A 20,202-nucleotide genomic window follows, 5' to 3' on the forward strand; every position below is an offset into this window, starting at 1 on the left:
CAGGTTATTGAATATGAGGAACCATCGATGAGTAGCGGACGTATCGTACAAATTATCGGTGCCGTGGTCGACGTAGAGTTTCCCCGCGATTCTGTACCCAAGGTTTATGATGCTCTTTTAGTTGAGAGCAGAGACTTAACCCTTGAAGTACAGCAGCAGCTGGGTGATGGCGTGGTGCGGTCAATCGCCATGGGTTCAACTGAAGGTGTGAGCCGTGGTTTGGATGTTAAGAACACTAACGAGCCAATTAAAGTGCCAGTGGGTAAAGAAACCCTGGGCCGTATTATGGACGTGTTGGGTAATCCAATTGATGAAAAAGGGCCTATTGGTGAGGAAGAGCGTTACTCTATTCACCGTGAAGCACCCTCTTTCGATGAGCAAGCGGCTGCCAATGAGCTGCTTGAAACAGGTATTAAAGTAATCGACTTGGTTTGTCCTTTTGCGAAAGGGGGTAAAGTAGGTCTGTTCGGTGGTGCAGGCGTTGGTAAGACTGTCAACATGATGGAGCTTATCCGTAACATCGCCATCGAGCACAGTGGTTATTCTGTGTTTGCTGGTGTAGGTGAGCGGACACGTGAAGGTAATGACTTCTACCACGAAATGCAGGAATCAAATGTACTGGACAAAGTATCTCTAGTATATGGTCAGATGAATGAACCACCTGGAAACCGTTTACGTGTGGCTCTGACAGGTTTGACCATGGCTGAGAAATTCCGTGATGAAGGTCGTGACGTACTGTTGTTTGTTGACAATATTTATCGTTACACCTTGGCGGGAACTGAGGTATCTGCACTGTTAGGTCGTATGCCATCTGCGGTAGGTTATCAGCCAACACTGGCAGAAGAGATGGGTGTACTGCAAGAGCGGATTACGTCAACGAAAACCGGTTCGATTACATCAATTCAGGCCGTTTACGTACCTGCGGATGACTTGACTGACCCATCGCCCGCAACAACCTTCTCGCACTTGGATGCTACTGTTGTATTGTCTCGTGATATCGCGGCAAAAGGTATTTACCCTGCAGTTGATCCGCTAGACTCAACATCACGTCAGCTTGATCCTTTGGTTATTGGTCAAGAGCACTACGACGTTGCACGAGGTGTCCAGTCTGTTCTCCAGCGTTATAAAGAACTGAAAGATATCATTGCCATTCTGGGTATGGATGAGCTTTCAGAAGAAGATAAGACTGTTGTTAACCGTGCACGTAAGATTGAGCGTTTCTTGTCTCAGCCGTTCTTCGTTGCTGAAGTCTTTACTGGTTCATCAGGCAAATATGTACCACTTAAAGAAACTATCAGTAGTTTCAAAGGCATTCTGGAAGGTGAATATGATGACCTACCAGAGCAGGCTTTCTATATGGTGGGAAGTATTGACGAGGCTATTGAAAAGGCCAAGAAACTTTAATGAGCCTTCAGCCGGTAGCAGGTTTACAGGTACCGGCTTAGGCCGCAGCGAGGCATACCGCGATGGCAATTACAGTACATTGTGACATCGTCAGCGCAGAGCAGGAGATCTACTCAGGCTTGGTTGAGATGGTTATTGCAACAGGTAACTTGGGTGACCTGGGTATTGCCCCTGGCCATGCTCCCCTGTTGACTGACCTTAAACCTGGTCCTGTTCGTGTCGTGAAACAAGGTGGCAAAGAAGAAATATTTTATGTTTCTGGTGGCTTCCTTGAGGTTCAACCGAATTCAATCACTGTGCTTGCTGATACTGCATTACGCGCCAGTGATGTTGATGAGGCGGCAGCTGTTCGTGCTAAACAAGAAGCAGAGCAGGCTCTGGCTAATCAAAGTGGTGAGTTTGATTATTCTCGTGCAGCTAGCCAGTTAGCAGAAGCGGCAGCAAAACTTCGTACTTTGCAACATATTCGGCAAAAGCGTTGATAAGATACGAGCTGATTTGAAAAAGGGTAGCTATGCTACCCTTTTTTTATGATTGAACTCTCGCTATAGACGCTTTTTTAATTTTTACGATGGTGTAGGATTTGCAAAGCAACTATTGCCACCTTAATAGTTCGTTTTAATTGTACGGTTTTTCAAAAAGTTGGGATTACTGCTAATCCCTATCTGTAAAAATTACCAACAAGTACCTCACGACTAATCATGAATGTTGATATTGTCATCTTGGCTGCAGGCCAAGGCACACGAATGAAATCCAAGCTGCCAAAAGTTATTCATTCTTTGGCAGGTAAACCCATGTTAGAGCATGTCATGTTGGCAGCTCAGCACGCCATGCAGCAACAGGATCAACGGCAATTGCATGTCGTTGTTGGCCATGGTGGGGATACTGTAAAGCACCGACTTAACCATTATGCTGTAAATTGGATAACCCAAGCTCAACAGTTGGGTACGGGGCACGCTGTTGCTCAAGCTGTTTCCCATATTGATGAGTCAGATGTTGTACTTATTTTGTATGGTGACGTGCCATTAATACAGACGAATACACTGCATGACTTATTAATTGCAGCAAAGCAGAGTGGTTTTGCTTTGTTAACTGTTGAGTTAGCTGATGCCACAGGTTATGGACGTATTGTACGTGATGCCAAACAGAATATTAGGGCAATAGTTGAACATAAAGATGCAAGCCCAGAGCAGCTAACCATTAAAGAAATCAATACAGGCATCATGGCGGTAAAAACTGAAAAACTAAAACAGTGGCTACCTAAACTGAGTAATGATAATGCCCAAGGAGAATACTATTTAACGGATATTGTCGCCATGGCAGTTGCTGATGGAATGACGGTTAATGGTGTTCATCCTAGTTGTGAGCAGGAAGTTCAAGGTGTTAATAACCGTGTACAGTTGGCTGAACTAGAGCGATGGTTTCAGTTCGAACAAGCTAAGCGGTTAATGCTTGCAGGAGCAACCATTGCTGACCCAAATCGTTTGGATGTTCGTGGAAATGTAACGGTTGGGCAGGATGTATTTATTGACGTCAATGTCGTTTTTGAAGGTGCTGTGACTATTGGTGATAACGTAGTAATAGGACCTAACTGTGTTATTTCTGATAGTGTCATAGCGGATAATGCGGTTATTAAAGCAAATTCAATGCTGGAGTCTGCTGAGGTGGGTATTGCCGCTGAAGTTGGACCTTTTGCACGTTTACGACCCGCCACCGTTTTGGCTAAAAAAGCTAAAGTGGGTAACTTTGTTGAAACCAAAAAAGTAAATGTGGGTGTAGGGAGTAAAATAAACCACTTGACGTATGTGGGCGATGCAGACATTGGCTCAGGTGTAAACGTAGGTGCAGGTACCATTACCTGTAACTATGATGGCGTAAATAAGCACAAAACCGTAATAGAGGATAATGTATTTATAGGCTCCAATAGTTCGTTGGTTGCTCCAATAACTATTGCTCAAGGAGCCACTATTGGTGCTGGTTCAACTATTACTCGAGCCGTTTCAGCTGAACAGCTTGCGGTAGCTCGTGGAAAACAAACGAATATTGATGGTTGGCAACGACCAAAAAAGAAATAGCAAGATAATGCAGCACGTAAATAAGACGTGTTACCTGTAAAGCTGGTTTTTAAGTATAAGGAACGTGGTTATGTGTGGAATTGTGGGTGCTGTAGCTCAACGGGATGTCGCTGAGATTTTGCTTGAAGGGCTTCGTCGTCTGGAATATCGGGGTTATGACTCGGCTGGTATGGCTGTCGTTAATCAAGCTGGCGAGCTGAATCGGTTGCGTCGTCTAGGCAAAGTGGCTGAGTTGGCTGATGCACTTAAGCTTGAGCCCTTGCAAGGTGGTACAGGAATCGCTCATACCCGATGGGCAACGCATGGAGAGCCCAGCGAACGTAATGCGCACCCTCATGTTTCTCGCGGTGATATAGCGGTAGTCCACAATGGTATTATTGAAAATCACGAACTATTACGGGAAAAACTAATAAAACAGGGCTATGAATTTATCTCGGAAACAGATACCGAAGTTATTGTTCATCTGATTCACGCGGAAATACAGCATACAAATAGCTTACTTGAAGCTGTGCAGCGGGCTGTTGAGCAACTGGAAGGGGCGTATGGAATGGTTGCCATGGATCGTCGTGATCCTAGCCGATTGATTGGTGCTCGTTCTGGTAGCCCCTTAGTGATAGGGGTCGGTATTGGTGAGCGCTTCTTTGCTTCTGATCAGTTGGCTTTATTGCCAGTAACACGGCGCTTTATTTATCTTGAGGAAGGTGATGTTGCTGAGATAACGCGTGACAGCATTGATATTTATGATCAAGCTGGCAAGCCCGTCCAGCGTGAAGAATCTGAAAGTACAGTCACTCATGACGCTAGTGATAAAGGCAAGTTCCGACACTACATGTTAAAGGAAATTCATGAGCAACCTGATGCTATTATCAATACGCTAGAAGGACGGCTTACGGATAAGCAAGTGATTGAAGCAAGCTTTGGTCATGAAGCGCATGATATTTTCAGTAAAGTTGAGTCAGTCCAGATTATTGCCTGTGGCACAAGCTATCATGCTGGACTTGTTGCCCGTTACTGGTTTGAGAGTATCGCAGGGGTGCAGTGTAATGTTGAGATTGCCTCTGAATTTCGCTATCGCAAATCAGTTGTCCCCAAAAACTGTTTATTTGTAACCATTTCTCAGTCAGGTGAAACGGCAGATACCTTAGCGGCATTGCGTTTGGCAAAAGAGCAGGGATTCATGGCATCACTGGCTATTTGTAATGTTCCTGGTTCATCACTTGTACGTGAATCTGACCTGTCGTTTATGACCCGAGCCGGTGCAGAAATAGGTGTTGCATCAACTAAAGCATTCACAACTCAGCTGGTATCCTTCTTAATGCTGGTTGCTGCGATTGGTCGTTATCGTGGCATGTCCGCAGAAACAGAAGCTGAAATAGTTAAAGCATTAAAAGAACTACCTAATCATCTTAATCATGTTTTGCAGCTAGCTGGTGATATTGAAGACCTTGCTGAAGACTTTTCAGAAAAGCACCATAGCTTATTTTTAGGGCGTGGAAACCAGTATCCCATTGCAATGGAAGGTGCATTAAAATTAAAGGAAATATCATATATTCACGCTGAAGCTTATGCAGCAGGAGAGTTAAAACATGGACCTCTTGCGTTAATTGATACCGATATGCCTGTCGTTGTTGTCGCACCGAATAACGATTTATTGGAAAAACTTAAGTCAAATATGGAAGAAGTGCGTGCACGGGGTGGCCAACTCTATGTATTTGCGGACCAAGCGACTCAAATTAAAGGTGGAGATGGGGTAAAAGTCATGTACATTGAGCATGTACATGAGGTGGTTGCCCCAATTATTTTCACTGTACCTCTCCAGTTGCTGTCTTACTATGTAGCTATTATCAAAGGTACTGATGTTGACCAACCACGTAACTTAGCAAAATCAGTGACGGTTGAATAATTTCATTAGTAGTCAACTCAGTAATAAAAAAGCTGGAATGATTTCCGGCTTTTTTATTACTTATTATTGATAAAATCCTAAATAATCATGTCTATCTACCTATTTGTTGGTAAACCATGAAAGTTTATCAATTTATATGACAGCATGGATGTTATTTCAATATGTTGGCTGTATTGGAAAGCTAAACTGTCCAATGCTAGTGTTAAGTTAGTTTGATAACCAAGTTATTGTATTTACACTAAATGGATAATCCTACAGCAGAGAATTGTTCATGGTAACTAAGCTGAACAACTCAGTGGTAAGTGGTTTATTTGCTATTTTGTTTTCCTTTGTGATTGTGCTGTCTCACGCTTACAGTAAAGAACTTAAGTTTGCTGCGACTGAATGGCCCCCTTATAGTGGAGCAAATTTAAAAGGTAATGGTTTTTCACCACAATTAATTAGAAAAATTTTTAGTAGCAATGAATATGAAGTTCAGGTGCATATTTTGCCCTGGGCCAGGGCTCTCAAAGGAACCATAGAAGGAGATTATGATGGTTTGCTTGATGTTTGGTATTCTGAGGAGCGAGCTCAAAAACTGAATTTTTCTGATCCTTATATGTATAATCGGATAAAGTTTATTAAGCGTACTAATAGTGATATTACATATAATAAATTTTCTGATCTAAAATCTTATCGAATAGGTGTTGTTCGTGATTATGCCTATAATAAAGAATTTGATATATCTAAAGAAATAGCAAAAATTTCTGAGCGAACTTTCGTTATAAATTTTTATAAATTGTTACACCATCGAATAGACTTAACACTTGAGGATGAACTTGTTGCTCGACATGAAATAAAGAAAATATCCCCTTTACTATTAAAAGAGGTAAAATTTTTACCTAAAGTATTATCTGAGAATAAATTACACGTAGCTTTTAGTAAAGAAAATGAAGCGCTTGTTAAAGTATTTAATAGTAGCCTTGAAAAAATGCAAAAAAATGGTTCTTTGTTGCAGTTAATGCTAGAACATGATTTTTTTATTGAACCAAACCCGACTCTTTAATGGATTAAGTTAAATATTAATGTGAAATAAAAAGCCGGACATGATTCCGGCTTTATAATTTTTTAACTTATATTCAATACACAGGGAGTAGCGGTAATTAAGCTCGTTGTAGTTGTTGTGCATATGCTTGGGGACTGAACTTTGCAATACACAGTAGTGATATAAGTGATACTACGGAGATATAAACACCTGGAAACACCGGGTTATAGTTGCTTAACATAAGATTAATGGTTGGTGTAAATCCCCCAAAGAGTACCAAGCATAAGTTATAGCTAATGGCTAATACTGTAGTTCGGGTACTGACTTCTGTGCTATCAACAAGTGAGATAGGCACACAAGAAAGAATGAGCGCAGCAATAATTGCCCACAGTAGTTGTGCTGATAGTAAAGCGAATAAGCCTGGTTGCTGCATAATATAATAGATGGGTGTTGCGGCAATAATGGCCAGAATAAAACCAGTACCCATCACTTTTTGCCAGCCTAGGCGATCAATTAATAGGCCACAAACGGGCATAAGTCCTGTTAGTAATATTGCATTGAAAACAGGCAACCACAGTTTGACTTGGTCTGATACTGGCAGTCGCTTTACTAACATTTGCCCTGAAATATTATAAGTATAAAAAACAACAGCAGGTGCCATAATCATAATAAAGATAAAAATGATGCTACGATAATGCTGGGTTAAAGCCTCTTTGACGGGGGCTTTCGTAAAATGCGTGAGTTTCTTGCGTGCAGCTTGAAACTCAGGAGTTTCTAGTAATTTGAATCGATAATACAGACATATTAGTAATGTAATGAAGCCAATGCCAAATGGTAAACGCCAACCCCAGGCAATAATTTGTTCATCCGTTAACCAACTATTAAGGCCCATCATAGCTAATGTTGCCAGTAAAACACCACCAGTGGTTGATATTTGAACAAAGGTACCGTAAAGCCCCCGTTTTCCAGTTGGACTCGATTCTATTAAGTAGGTTACGAGTGCTGGGTATTCTCCCCCAATAGCAATGGACTGTATGACTCGTACTAACAGTAAAATTATAGGGGCAGCAATACCCAGTGTTTCATAGGTTGGCATGAGTGCAATTGCTATTGATGTAAACGCTAAAATACCCCCTGAAGTATACAAAGCAAGTCGTCGCCCATAAGCATCTCCTAAATGTCCAAATATTAAACCACCAATGGGGCGTGCTAAAAATGACATTGAAAAAATGGCTAATGTCATTAGTAAGCCAGAATTAAAATCTGTATTGGGAAAAAACAACTTAGTCAGCACACTGGATAGGCTTGCATAGACAACAAAATCAAGCCATTCGAAAGCATTTCCAGCAATAACCAGTGCTATTTGTCTTTTTGAAATTGACATATACTTCTTATCCTTCCTTGTCCCCAGCTTTAATGTTTAAAGCGTATTCACTGCTGATGAGAATCTGAATAATTACCATAATACAAGGCATTTGGTTGATTGAGTTTCTTCAGCATAATGCTTTATAGGAAACCGCCTTGAAGAAAACATACAATGTTCAGCAAACCTACAATGTTCAGCAAACCTACAATGTTTAAGCCTGAATCCCTATAAAACTTATTGTAGGATATAGTAAAACTAAGCTTTCATTAATCCAATAGACTGACTTTTTTCCTTAAACTGAAAGTAAGCGGGATGGTCTTCTTTTAATTTTGCATTGATACGGTAAATAATCGCTTTTATACCAATTTCGCTTAGTCCTAATGAATTAGCCATTTCCTTGGTGGAGTATTTAAGGTTAAGCAAATCCAGGCACTGCTTTTCTATGTGGGTAAGGTTTAAACTGTCTGCTGGTTGCTGAATTTTATTATTAATAACCAGCTGATCACGTAGTGAAATATCTGGCTCTAGATAGATTTTAGAGCCAGTCTCATCAATAATGTTGTGTAGGCTATTTGCTAGAGTCTGCAGTTTTTCTTGAAATAATTGGTAATTGCTTAGAATGTTATCTAGTACAACTTGAGCAGGCATGAGACTACCAATGCTAAACAATTGACAATAGTTTTCATGTTGGATAACGATATCGAGCTTGTATTTTAGTCCGCTTTTATGGGCGAGTCTGGTTTCAGCTCGAAGATGATTATTCAGTGTCCAACTATGAAACCCAGGCTTAAGCCTACCAATGACTTTGTTTTGTAACCCATACTCCCAGTACGCTCTAAACCAATCAATATCCGTTCCGAAGCTAGCAATGCCATAATCATAATGCACATAATTGTAAACTATCTGATTAATAGGTAGCCAGCTAAAGTGACGTATTTGCCATTGAGGCATATATGTTGACGCTTTTATAAGCGGATGGTTATTTTTAATAATCACGGATGATCCCTCTTTCCATAGAGTGGATTAAGTAACTCCTTTGAGTGTGTTTTATGGCACTTTCAGCTTGTCATCATATTAGATAGTACTGTTATTTAAATTGTCTGACACTGCTACTTATTATCAACAATTACAAACCGCCTGTTAAATTCAAAAAACTTCCAACGCAGTAAGAAGCTTTTTCTGATAAGAGCCATAAGATTGCTTCTGCAATTTCTTCAGAACTCCCGCATCTTCCAAGTGGAATAATTTTATTTGCGTTGTTAAAGCGATCTGTATTTCCTGTATCGGCATGAATCTCTGTGCTTATAAAGCCAGGACGAACAGCATTGACCCGGATACCTTCCTGAGCAACCTCCTTGGCTAATCCTTTGGTGAAAACATCAAGCGCACCTTTACTTGAGGCATAATCAACATATACATTTGGGCTGCCAGTAATCACTGAGCTTGAGCTGACATTGATGATACTACCACCATTACCCCCATGACGAGTAGACATTCGTCTAATAGCCTGTTGAGCGCATAACATAGCACCAATCACGTTAGTATTAAAAATACGTTGTAAGCGATCAGGGCTAACATCAACAAACGAGGATTGTAAATCCACAACACCTGCGTTATTAACCAATGCTGTCAGTATACCTAATGAATCAATTTCATTAAACATATGAATCACTTGGTTTGGACAACTTACATCTGCCTGGATTATTGAGGCATTACCACCATGCGCTTGAATTTGTTCCTTTAAGCGGGTTGCTTTATCTTTTTGAGACTTATAATTGATGATTACATTGTAGCCTTTTGAAGCAGCAAGTAGTGCAGTTGCTGCTCCTATACCACGACTGGCACCTGTGATTAAAATAAGCTTATGCATATTCTTCCTTAGAGTTACTCATGTTAGAAATACTGACTAAAGGAAGCTGTTACTATAGCTTGATTCTATTAAAGCGCCTATCAGTAAAAAACAACTGTTTACAGTAACGCATTAGTATGAGCTATTGTAATTAACATAGCGTTGTTGGAGAAACTTGAAAATTTTATCAGCTAAAATCTTATGCGCCGCAGATGTTGGGTGCACTTTGTCCCAAAATAAATAACCTTCACAGCTTTCGGGTTTATCACCAGCTAACTCAAGGTCTTGTTCTACTCGTCTATCTTGAGAGTAATAAACCTGCTGAGATGGAAGTGCATCTTGCATCATTGGGTTATTCGCGAGAGGTGAGTTCATGAGCAATTGATAGACTTCTTTTGCACTCATTTCATCTAGAGACCTTGTCTGATTGTTTTCTGCTGAAAAGGTAACCTCCTTAGCAACCATCTGTTGTGGTTGGTAATATTCATTTAGAAAAGGTCGCCAAATGTAACCTTTTTTATAACAGGCTTGATCTATGTGATGAAAACCATAGTAAGTGGGGGTTTTCATTATATTTGAAAATTCATAAGCAATATCATACAACCTGACATGCTTGTAATTTCGAGTTTTAATTAATCGACGTAGTTTATTATTGTGTTCTTCAGTAATTTCTTTAAGCTCATTAAGTTTTTCTGGCTCATAGTGAATTGCAAAAGGAGTAGTACTCAATAAGGGTAGGTTAAAAACTAATACATTATTAGCTCCAGCCAATAAGACTTTGGTAATAAGCTGGTCGATTGCAAGCATAACGGTGTCGCTGTCGCGCCAGCCATTTGTCATATAATCATTAGCACCTGCCCATATGACGACTAAATCATTAGGTTTAAATTGATAGTCTTTCGAATATTGATTGAACTCAAAATCAAGATTGTTAATAACTTGGTAGGTAGGATTCCATGACTCTTTTTCATAAGCGGCTGCGGTTGCGCCACCTTCTGCTTCATTGATAACTGTTACCTGATGAGTATACTTTTTCTGCAGCTTTTCTTTTAAGTAGTCCACCCAGATTGGACCATCCGAAAATCGACCTTCATGGTAAGGTGGGCTAGAAGGTAACCATCCTTTAGACTTTTGATACATTTTCCCGGTATCACTTAAACTGTCTCCAAATATGATAATACGATCGAATGTTAACCCTGCTTGTGCATAAAAACTAACAAGGAATAAAAAGCATCCCAGTAAATATTTGAAATGTAGCATTCTGTTTTTAATTATATAAATGTGTGGCAACATGATGTTTGTTTTTATTTTCATGATAAAGTTTACTTTAAAAAGTTAGTTGTAGCGTAAATAGGTAGTTCGTTAAATGTCATTGAAACTGTAAGCAATTTATGTTGATTGCATGGGGCTATAGGTTTTCTTTGTAGATACTATGTGTGCTTACATGATTTGAGCAATCAGAATACCTATTGAATAAATCGGAAGACTAATTTAATTGCATGAAAAAAAGAATATCTAAACTTGTTGAAATTTATAAAATGAAATCCACTTCAATAAAAACAAATTATCTTATTCGGCAATCTAAGTTGATTTAAAATTATAGAGGCGGTGTATAGAAAGATATATTTAATACTGCTATTATCTACAGTTTAATTCAAGCAAGAAAATTAGCTAAAACTAATTTTGTTTCAACTGTGTAGAGTAACACCAAAAGTTAAATAGTAATGTTAGTTGAGCACGGTGTTGTTATTACAATCAAGGGTGGCCCATAAGAGGAAACTGTTCAGAAGCAAACCCGTACAGCTAGGTTTGCAAGTGGTACGTTACAATGTTGTAAGAGATAGGAGTATAAGTCTATTTATATAAGCAAAAGGACTTTGTGCTGTTATGCTTTAAAGCATTGATTGCTCGAATAAGTACCCGTAAAATTTGTTTGCTAACACTTTGTGTGTTGTTGTGGTTGGATGAATTTTATCCCAAAATAAGTAGCCATCACAGTTTTCTGGTGCATCACCTGCAGGTTCAATTCTTTGAGGACCTGATTTTTTGCTTTGTATACGTGGTAATGCATCTTGTAGCATGGCGTTGTTAGTGAATGCTGGGTTTTGAAACAGCAGTGCAAGCTCTTGAGGCGTCATTTGATCAATTGGCTTTAATGCTAAATACTCTGCGTGATAATCATCAATGTAGGGCATAGCTTTTTTACCTTTGATGAAAGGTCTCCATAGATATCCTTTTGTGTAACATGCTTGCGTTGTATTAGTTAATGCGTATTGCACAGGATTAGTCATCATATGTGCTAATAATGATTCTACATCAAATACTTTCACCTTTTCACTATCGTATTTTTTTATGAGTTGAAGTAAACGGCTATTATGCTCTTTGGTTATCTTAGCCAATTGGCTTAACTTGCCTGGAAATTTTTTTTTGGCATGTGGTGTAGTATCCAGTCGTGGTAAGTTAAACGCAATAACCTGGCTAGCATTACTATTCACAGCCTGGTTCAGTAAGTTATCGATAGCAGATAACACAGTACTAACACTTTCTTGTTTTTGGTTTAAGTAGTCATTACCACCCGCCCAGACTATGACTAAATCTCCAGATCGAAAATAATCTTTATTGAGAAATTGGGTTAATTCATTACTTAATGTATTGATGAACAAGGTTACAGGACTATTTGTAATGTCGTATGCAGCTGCAGTTGCACCTCCTTCTGCTTCATTAATAATAGATATTGGAATATTGTCTTGCATTAGTTTGCTTTTTAGGTGGTCAACCCAGACAGGGCCATCAGAGAACCGGCCATCATGATAAGGTGGGCTAGAGGGAATCCATTTTAGTGACTTCCCAAACATTTTCCCTGTATCACTTAAGCTGTCTCCAAAAACGACAATACGGCTAATCGTTTGTTGCGTTGCGAGTACAGGATTTAAAAATACGATTGCGGTAGAAATAAGCAGGAAGTGTATTAGTTTTTTCATATCGTTATATTTATGTCGTTATTGTTAGTTATGAAAATAGGTTAGTTTATAGGGTATACTTTAATTTTGATTAAATTGTAAACAGTTGTAGGGAGTGAAATTACGCAATAAGGGCCTCCTAAATAAGGGGTGTAAGTTGTTTATTTTATGCTTCCATTATTATTGGCTTACAACTTAAAAAACGTGCCAATGATAAATTACATTAAATGAGAACTATTAACAAATTATTGATTATTTATGTAAGGGGGCTATACAAGTAAATAATATTACATTCGTGATGGTGCAAAGCGATGAAAACCTTGTTTAGTAAAGCGTTTATGTTTGTAAATCATCGTTTGGGCTAAGAATGGGTGTTGGTATATTTTACAGGTATAAAATATACGATCTGTTTAAAATTTAATCAAAAAGAGATGGTTTAGTTTGTTTATAAAGATTTTTGTGATAGGTGTAACGAAATAGTGCAGCTTATATTAGTGTAAATTTATGTTCTAATTTTACAGTTTTGATACAGTTTTCAGTAGTGATTGTTAAAAGTGAAGTGCTTTCTAATAGTGTGTAAATAAAGTTAGTCGTAAGGTTTATTTTTTTACAATAAAATCAACGTGTTGTGTATTCACAAGTGATTATTCTGAAAGTCAGCCATTTTTTTAATCAATATTCATAAATATGGCATTTAGATTGCTAATTAGAAATGGCAATGAGAAATCTACTACTTATTTGATTAAATACTAAACAGTAGATTAAGTAGTTTTAAGCAGTAAACAAGGAATAATCATGAAAAAAATCGTGAGTGCAGTTGCTTTAGCTGCATGCTGTATTGGAAGTGCACATGCTAGTTTACTCTCTGTTAATGGTGGGGTAACTACACGTTTACCGGGTAGCCATAATCCTAATACTGGAGAAACCAGACCTGGAATGACAGTTATTCAGGGAGCTAATATAAAAGCAACTGCAGCAGTTAAACTGACTTATACGTATCTTGGCTATGAAGCGTCGTGGCGTAATTTATTTGGCTCTATTGGTGGGCAGTTTGTAAACAAAACAACCGCAAAAGGGACAGAAATTTCAGAAGTTTTATCTGATGCTGGGTGGTTGAATTTCAACTTCACAACACCAAAAGGAACTGTGAAAAATGGTTCTAATAATGGTGCCGGTTCCTTTAAGCCATCCTTCTTTGTTGCCTATGCAGGACAAGACAGTTATTACATCGGTTTGAATGATGATGGTGGAAGTATCGATCGTGACTACGATGATATGATTTTGAAGGTGACTGCTGTTGCCTACAATTGTCCTAATCCACCAAAACCGCCTAAACCACCAAAGCCTCCTAAGCCAGTACCTGCTCCAGCCCCTGTAGTACTTTTAGGGTTAGGTTTGCTTGGAATGTCCCTTAGGAAAAAGAAATAAAATTTGAACTGATGTTACATAAAAAACCCGCTGTTAAGCGGGTTTTTTGTTATGAGGGATGAAAAATTATACTAGCATTAAAAGGTAATCTGTTAGTGTCTATTTGATGGTATCGAATACAGTGGGTGGGTATATAAGTTGATAGTATTGACGAGCTAATCTCCAATTATGAAACTCCTTGCTGCCCTTTGTTTATTCTGCACAATTTTCAGTGTAGAGACACAGGCTTATGCTTTGTCTATTGCTGTCGCAGAATGGCCACCTTACTATTCAAAAAACAATATCAATGACAGCATACAACAGAAGCGTATTTCTGATGTATTGAACCGTCAACACATTAAACACACATTTATTTGGTTGAATAACTGGGTTGCTGTGTATAACCAAACTCTGGCAGGAAAATTTGATATTTCTGCTGGTTGGATTTGTAATGAAGAGCGAGCAAAAGACTATTATTTCTCGTTTCCCATAAGTGTTATTGACCAATATTTCTTCCATTTGAAAGAATATCCGTTTGATTGGAATAGCTATGAGGATTTAAAAGCTCATCAACCATTTGGTATTACAACAGGATATGACTATGGTAACGAGTTTGCTGATGCAGTAAAAAAATATTCTTTGGAATTGAAAAAGGTAAGAATTGAACGATTAGTATTCAATTTATTATTGAAAAAGCGAGTCAATGTTGTACCACTTAATGTGGAAAATGCCATGTCTATTCTGGAAAGGTATTACTCAAAACAGGATGCGGAAAAGATAACCTTTCACGCGAAGCCTTACCAACGTAGCTACTTACATATCATTGTTTCCAAGTCAAACCCCCAGGCGGCACAGATACTGAGGCTCATCTATAAACTCTTTCATGAGCAGAATGATGTCATGGGGAAAAAAGTTGGAACACCTCTGGTCAGTGATGTTTGCCCCAAAAGCTTTCAGAAAGACTGGGTGATTAATTAGCTTAATAACTTGACTAATGCGAATTCTACCCACTGATTGTTATATCCTCATTTAAATATTCTTAGTGGGACTGACCTCTTTAAAAACTTCATTGCTGTTTATATCGCCAATTGTTATATAAAAACAAATTTTAATGTGATGTTTGTCACATATATTGGTTTTCCTGCGTGGTCAACCGTTTTCATTTCGGAAATTACATAATTAAATCACGGGCCTTGCTCATTTAAATGTGAACTGTTTCTGGTAAAAATAGGCGCCAGAAAAAATGAGTAGATAATTTCATCAGCTTTGCAGGTTGCAAAGCATTAATGCCGGTGAAGCTCTCTACCCTTATAAGGGGTATCCACCTTTTTCAATGTCTTTGAACATACGATGTCTCACATGGGAACACGTTAGTGAGTATTTTATGGTCAATGATATGTGGGTTTAATTTTGGTAAGTCAATGCTTATCAAATTTAATGTTGTTGGCGCGGTAGTATGTGGGACTAAGATATGCGAACAAAAGTAATAGCACTAAGTTTACTGGTTTTGTTTAGTGGAATAAGCAATGCGCAGACTATTCAATTAGTTACAGAGCCATTCCCTCCATTAAATATGACTGTTACATACAGTACGTTTGGCAAGAACGAAAAAGTAACAGGTTTTGCCACAGAGATTGTTCGAGAAATGTTCAATCGTGCAAATGTTGATATGGAACTGACCTTATACTCTAACTGGGATCGTGGCTATAAAAAAGCAGTTAAGAAAACAAATTATGGTATTTACTCTGCTTTCCGTACGCCTGACAGAGAAAAAGATTTTAAATGGGTTGGTCCTTTGTTTAAAGAAGAGTGGATCTTATTAGCGCCTAAAGACTCTGGTATTAAAGTAGCTAATTTACAAGATATGAAAAAATACCGTATTGGTAGCTACGAGAATGATGCAATTTCTGCATTTTTGGAAAATAAAGGCGTTAACGTAGAAAAGGCACAAAATGATGTAGTTAATGCGACTAAAATTAAACTTAACAAGATTGATGCTTGGGCAACAAGTTCATTATCAGGTCCATTCATTGCTAAACGCCATAAATTAGATGATTTGGTTGTTGTTTATACTTTTAATAGTAGTGGCCTTTGGTTAGCGATGAATAAATTTACAGATGATGAAACAATTAATCAATTGAATGCATCTTTAAAGCGCATGGAGCAAAATGGAAGCATTGAAAAAATAATAAATAGCTATTTATAAGGTTTATTTTTGCTTCAAAATTAAGCGTAAATATCCCCCTTATATTCCATTGAAGTGTAAGGGGGTCTCTTCTACTCCCCCCCTTTTTTAGTGACTGCTCATCATAATGTTATATTTCCACTAAGCACTCTTGTGTGATTAAGCTGTGGATAATTTGTTGAAAAGTTGTGTGTAATGTGGTGTTCTCATTGGCTCTCTCAACATTTGATCCTTAATTAGCAGTTACTCCATTCAATCTCATTAAGCTATTTAGTACAGTTACCAAGCATCTATAAACGTATGTCATTGCTTTTTGTTGGTTACATGGTAACTTGCCACGTCTTTCAATGGTTAATTGTTAGCATATACTTTCATTGCATATAGGGTTGAAGTTGTGGGTGAAGTGCGCGAACAGTTTAAAAGCCGGTTCGGGTTTGTCATGTCTGCAGCCGGTGCAGCAGTTGGCTTAGGTAATATTTGGGGTTTTCCAACACGAGCAGCTGAAAATGGAGGGGCAGCATTTTTGCTGGCGTATGTCGTGCTAATTGCAGTACTTGCATACCCTATGCTGGTGGTTGAAATTACAATAGGTCGTTTTGGACGTTCTAACCCCTGGGATAGCTTACGAATGTTAGATCGTCGTCGTATTAGCTTGTGGCTTTCAAGCTTGGCGGGTTTAGGAACTATCCTTGTGCCTACGTTAGTAATGACGTTTTACTGCATAGTCGCTGGTTGGTTCTTATGTTTTATGCTGGCTCCAATTGCCAACATGTTTCAGTTAACCTCATTTGCTGAATGGTTGACTGGTTTTAGCATTTCACGGAACCTGGTTTCAGCAGCCGTTTTTTATATTTTGACAATTGCTATTGTTCAAAGTGGTGTTCGTAACGGGGTTGAGAAATGGTCGCAACGCCTGATGCCTGCTTTATTTCTCTTGTTTGCTGCACTTATTGCGTATTTGCTGACATTGCCTGGTGCATATCAGGGGTTGGCGATGTATCTCATCCCTGATACCGATAAACTATGGGACTCAGAGCTTTTAATCAGCGCTATGGGACAGGCTTTTTTCTCTCTCACAATAGGGGGAGGGTCCATGATGGTTTATGGTTCTTACCTTGCAAAAAAAGAGCATATTCCCAATATGGCTTTGCAAGTTACCGCCATTGATACCTCAGTTGCTTTTATAGCTGGCTTGTTAATTCTTCCTGCGATGTTTGTGGCGATGAATCATGGGGTACAGATTTATGGTGATCAAGGCGAGTTATTAAGTTCAGACACTTTGGTTTTTGCGGTACTCCCTGCACTCTTTGAAACAATGGGTAGTATTGGTAGTTTATTGGCTGTTGCATTCTTCTTATTAATGACCCTAGCAGCCCTGACATCATCTATATCCATGCTTGAAGTACCTGTCGCACTGATTCAAGAAAAAACTCAACAAAAACGAAGCTATATCACTTGGGGGCTTGGTTTGCTGGCATTATTGGTCAGTACCTTGATAATTTTTAACTTTAAGCAACTGTTTGGCCTTGTGATTGCTATATCTACAGAATATATGCAGCCACTGACTGCCTTGATTACCTGTATTTTAGGGGCTTGGCTGTGGAATAGACAGCAAGTCATTGCTGAACTGAAGCAAGGCTATCCGGAGTTAATGACAGGCTTTTTCTGGAAAGTATGGCCATGGTATGTTCGCGTGGTATGCCCATTGCTTATTGTTGTGGTTATTGCAAACACCTTGTTCTAAGGGCTCCGTAAGAGTGACCCTAGATCTGTTAATCTAAGGTGTTAGAAACAATACAACCACGTTTTTGTTATTGTCTTATTTGCATGCTTGGGGCTTTTTATCTAGAGTGTTTTCGTGGTTTAACACAATAATAAAGATAAAGAACATCTAATGAGATGAGCCCCTTATGAGTGTAACGTGTGGTTATACACTTGCTGAGGCAAGTAGCCAAAGCCTCTTACCTAATACATCCTCTCTTTGGGTAACCATTGACCCTGCATTAGTTCTTTTTTTCCCCTAACTCCTCCATTCCACTCGCAAAAAGCACTTACCAAAAAATAACTATTAAACATATAAAAATTAAGGTTTTGGAGGTTTGTATATGGATCGTCAACACTATTATCAGTTGATGCAAGGCGAGGGTGAGTTAGATTATGAGGTTTACCTACAAACTCAACGGTTACTGACATGCCAAAAGCCCTATGATGAGTTCTGTAACCGCGATGAGTTGATGTTCCAGATAGTTCATCAAGTTCAAGAGTTATGGATGAAGCTTATTGGATTTACACTGTTAGAAATTGATGACTATCTTGCTCAAAAACACACCAACCGAGTGATAACGCTCTTTGGACGGGTTTACCAGTTACAACAACAAATGATCAATGGTTTGTCTATTTTAGAGACCATGTCACCAAAAGAATATCAGGTTATTCGATTACAGCTGGGTAATGGTAGTGGGCAAGAGTCACCTGGTTTCCGCAGCTTATTGAAGATGGCACCCCAGCTATGGAAAAGCTATGAACAGCACTATTTAAAAGCTAATGGCCTATCAATTGAACAAGTTTATGACTCTGCTTATTGTCATGACGATACATATGTTGTTGCAGAAGCGCTCGCAGAGTTTGATGAACAGTTTAGATTATTTCGATTTCGCCATTTATTACTGATTGAGCGAAGTATTGGTCTGGGAGCTAAGTCATTGAAAGGACGTTCTGTTGGTTTGCTGGAAAAAGGTGTGCAACACTATTTTTATCCTGCGTTATGGGAAATTCGTAATCAGATGACGGATTCCTGGGGAGGTGAATATGGTGTTAAGCGACCTTCAATTAGCGATGGTGAAAGTTAATGAGTTACCGAAAGTCATTTTATGTACCTGAAGGCCTCTATTTTCTTAATCACTCAGTTGGAGCAAAGACAAAAGCAAGTGATTTAGCTGAACAGGAATTTAGTCAGCAATGGCGTGAACTGGGAAACGGGGCATGGGGTCCTTGGTTAGTGAGCCTACAGGGATTTCGTGATGCAGTAGCCGAACTATTTAACTGTGAGTCTCATGAAGTTTGTCCACAACCCAATGTAAGTGCTGGGTTAAGTAAGTTAATTGGTGCTTTACCTCGGCGCGCTGGACGCAATGTATTGCTGCTCTCTGAATTAGATTTTCCTTCAATGGGGTTCATCGCAAAGCAAGCGGCTACATTTGGCTATAATGTAAAGCTTGTTCCAGCCAAAGATGGAGTGATTTCTGTTGAAGACTGGCAACAACACATGGATGAGCAGGTCCAGTTAGTGTTATTTACCCATGTTTTTTATGGTAATAGCTATCAACAGCCTGTTGAGCAGCTCACCAAGCTTGCTCGTGAAAAAGACATTTGGTCTGTGGTTGATGTTGCGCAATCAGCAGGTATCGTACCTATTGATTTTAAACAATGGCAACCTGATGCTGTCATTGGTTCATGTGTAAAATGGTTGTGTGGTGGTCCTGGCTGTGGCTACTTAATTCTTAAGCATGATCGCCTTTCACTTCTTGAGCCAACGGATGTAGGTTGGTTTTCCCATCAGGACCCCTTTGAGTTTGATATTACTCATTTTGCTTATGCAAATGATGCGTTGCGATTTATGGGAGGAACGCCAAGTATTCAATCGTTTGCTGTTGCTGCATCAGCAATACGTCAATTAACGGCTATTGGCCTGTTAAAAATAAGGGCGCATAACCTGTATTTGGGCGATGTACTCATTGAAGCAATGCAGGCTAATAAATTGAAGGTCATTACACCAAAAGCTATGGAACAAAGAGGAGGGACTATTTGTATTGCTATGGCTCAGCCAGAAGTAGCGGTTGATAGCCTAAAGCAAAAAAATATTGCAGTAGATTATCGTCCGCGTTTTGGTGTGAGGGTTTCCCCTCACATATATAATACAAGTGCTGAGCTGGAGCAGTTAATCACGGCCATCCTACAACTTGATCCAGACGTCTCAGGAAGGTAACTGCGGGTATCAATCGTCAGGGATGACGGTATAATCAGCAGCCG

The 20,202-nt window shown here is 39.1% G+C and carries 16 protein-coding genes; 11 read left to right on the forward strand and 5 right to left on the reverse strand.

Annotated elements, in window-relative coordinates; genetic code table 11:
- Positions 1–27: 27 nt before the first annotated feature.
- The 5 genes from atpD to ACQ96U_RS17585 all read left to right on the forward strand — a co-directional run bounded on the left by atpD (position 28) and on the right by ACQ96U_RS17585 (position 6,427).
- Positions 28–1,404, forward strand: coding sequence for a F0F1 ATP synthase subunit beta (atpD, locus tag ACQ96U_RS17565; RefSeq protein WP_431722567.1), 1,377 nt, complete (start codon positions 28–30; stop codon positions 1,402–1,404).
- Between the two features lie 62 nt (positions 1,405–1,466).
- Entirely contained in the window at positions 1,467–1,886 is a 420-nt protein-coding gene (locus ACQ96U_RS17570; RefSeq protein ID WP_431722568.1) for a F0F1 ATP synthase subunit epsilon, read from the forward strand.
- Between the two features lie 219 nt (positions 1,887–2,105).
- Complete coding sequence (gene glmU / locus ACQ96U_RS17575; RefSeq protein ID WP_431722569.1) at positions 2,106–3,479, forward strand: bifunctional UDP-N-acetylglucosamine diphosphorylase/glucosamine-1-phosphate N-acetyltransferase GlmU; 1,374 nt, start codon at positions 2,106–2,108, stop codon at positions 3,477–3,479.
- A 70-nt stretch (positions 3,480–3,549) separates the two neighbouring features.
- Positions 3,550–5,382 (forward strand): glutamine--fructose-6-phosphate transaminase (isomerizing), encoded by a 1,833-nt coding sequence (glmS, locus tag ACQ96U_RS17580; RefSeq protein ID WP_431722570.1) that lies wholly within the window; start codon positions 3,550–3,552, stop codon positions 5,380–5,382.
- 271 nt (positions 5,383–5,653) lie between these two features.
- Complete coding sequence (locus ACQ96U_RS17585) at positions 5,654–6,427, forward strand: substrate-binding periplasmic protein (protein ID WP_431722571.1); 774 nt, start codon at positions 5,654–5,656, stop codon at positions 6,425–6,427.
- Positions 6,428–6,524: 97 nt separating this feature from the next.
- Here ACQ96U_RS17585 and ACQ96U_RS17590 read toward each other — a convergent pair whose 3' ends face one another.
- The 5 genes from ACQ96U_RS17590 to ACQ96U_RS17610 all read right to left on the reverse strand — a co-directional run bounded on the left by ACQ96U_RS17590 (position 6,525) and on the right by ACQ96U_RS17610 (position 12,602).
- Positions 6,525–7,790 (reverse strand): MFS transporter, encoded by a 1,266-nt coding sequence (locus tag ACQ96U_RS17590; RefSeq protein WP_431722572.1) that lies wholly within the window; start codon positions 7,788–7,790, stop codon positions 6,525–6,527.
- A gap of 237 nt (positions 7,791–8,027) precedes the next feature.
- The gene (locus ACQ96U_RS17595; RefSeq protein ID WP_431722573.1) at positions 8,028–8,768 is read right to left on the reverse strand and encodes a helix-turn-helix transcriptional regulator; all 741 of its coding nucleotides are present in this window, start codon (positions 8,766–8,768) and stop codon (positions 8,028–8,030) included.
- Positions 8,769–8,898: 130 nt separating this feature from the next.
- The gene (locus tag ACQ96U_RS17600; RefSeq protein ID WP_431722574.1) at positions 8,899–9,642 is read right to left on the reverse strand and encodes an SDR family oxidoreductase; all 744 of its coding nucleotides are present in this window, start codon (positions 9,640–9,642) and stop codon (positions 8,899–8,901) included.
- Between the two features lie 111 nt (positions 9,643–9,753).
- Positions 9,754–10,935, reverse strand: a complete 1,182-nt coding sequence (locus tag ACQ96U_RS17605) for an SGNH/GDSL hydrolase family protein (RefSeq protein ID WP_431722575.1) — start codon at positions 10,933–10,935, stop codon at positions 9,754–9,756.
- Between the two features lie 578 nt (positions 10,936–11,513).
- Positions 11,514–12,602 carry an SGNH/GDSL hydrolase family protein gene (locus ACQ96U_RS17610; protein WP_431722576.1) on the reverse strand — a complete coding sequence of 363 codons (1,089 nt, stop codon included), beginning with the start codon at positions 12,600–12,602 and terminating at the stop codon, positions 11,514–11,516.
- A 774-nt stretch (positions 12,603–13,376) separates the two neighbouring features.
- On the opposite strand from ACQ96U_RS17610, the gene ACQ96U_RS17615 reads away from it, so the two are divergent.
- From ACQ96U_RS17615 to ACQ96U_RS17640, 6 genes are all read left to right on the forward strand, one after another.
- Entirely contained in the window at positions 13,377–14,009 is a 633-nt protein-coding gene (locus ACQ96U_RS17615) for a PEP-CTERM sorting domain-containing protein (protein WP_431722577.1), read from the forward strand.
- 168 nt (positions 14,010–14,177) lie between these two features.
- The gene (locus ACQ96U_RS17620) at positions 14,178–14,966 is read left to right on the forward strand and encodes a substrate-binding periplasmic protein (protein WP_431722578.1); all 789 of its coding nucleotides are present in this window, start codon (positions 14,178–14,180) and stop codon (positions 14,964–14,966) included.
- Between the two features lie 493 nt (positions 14,967–15,459).
- Positions 15,460–16,194 (forward strand): substrate-binding periplasmic protein, encoded by a 735-nt coding sequence (locus ACQ96U_RS17625; RefSeq protein WP_431722579.1) that lies wholly within the window; start codon positions 15,460–15,462, stop codon positions 16,192–16,194.
- Between the two features lie 373 nt (positions 16,195–16,567).
- Positions 16,568–17,917 (forward strand): sodium-dependent transporter, encoded by a 1,350-nt coding sequence (locus ACQ96U_RS17630; RefSeq protein ID WP_431722580.1) that lies wholly within the window; start codon positions 16,568–16,570, stop codon positions 17,915–17,917.
- 361 nt (positions 17,918–18,278) lie between these two features.
- Positions 18,279–19,022 carry a tryptophan 2,3-dioxygenase family protein gene (locus ACQ96U_RS17635; RefSeq protein WP_431722581.1) on the forward strand — a complete coding sequence of 248 codons (744 nt, stop codon included), beginning with the start codon at positions 18,279–18,281 and terminating at the stop codon, positions 19,020–19,022.
- The gene (locus ACQ96U_RS17640; protein ID WP_431722582.1) at positions 19,022–20,158 is read left to right on the forward strand and encodes an aminotransferase class V-fold PLP-dependent enzyme; all 1,137 of its coding nucleotides are present in this window, start codon (positions 19,022–19,024) and stop codon (positions 20,156–20,158) included. Before ACQ96U_RS17635 ends, ACQ96U_RS17640 begins: the two co-directional genes overlap by 1 nt.
- Positions 20,159–20,202: the final 44 nt, after the last annotated feature.

This window comes from Zooshikella sp. RANM57 (assembly GCF_050749885.1).
Taxonomy (GTDB): domain Bacteria; phylum Pseudomonadota; class Gammaproteobacteria; order Pseudomonadales; family Zooshikellaceae; genus Zooshikella.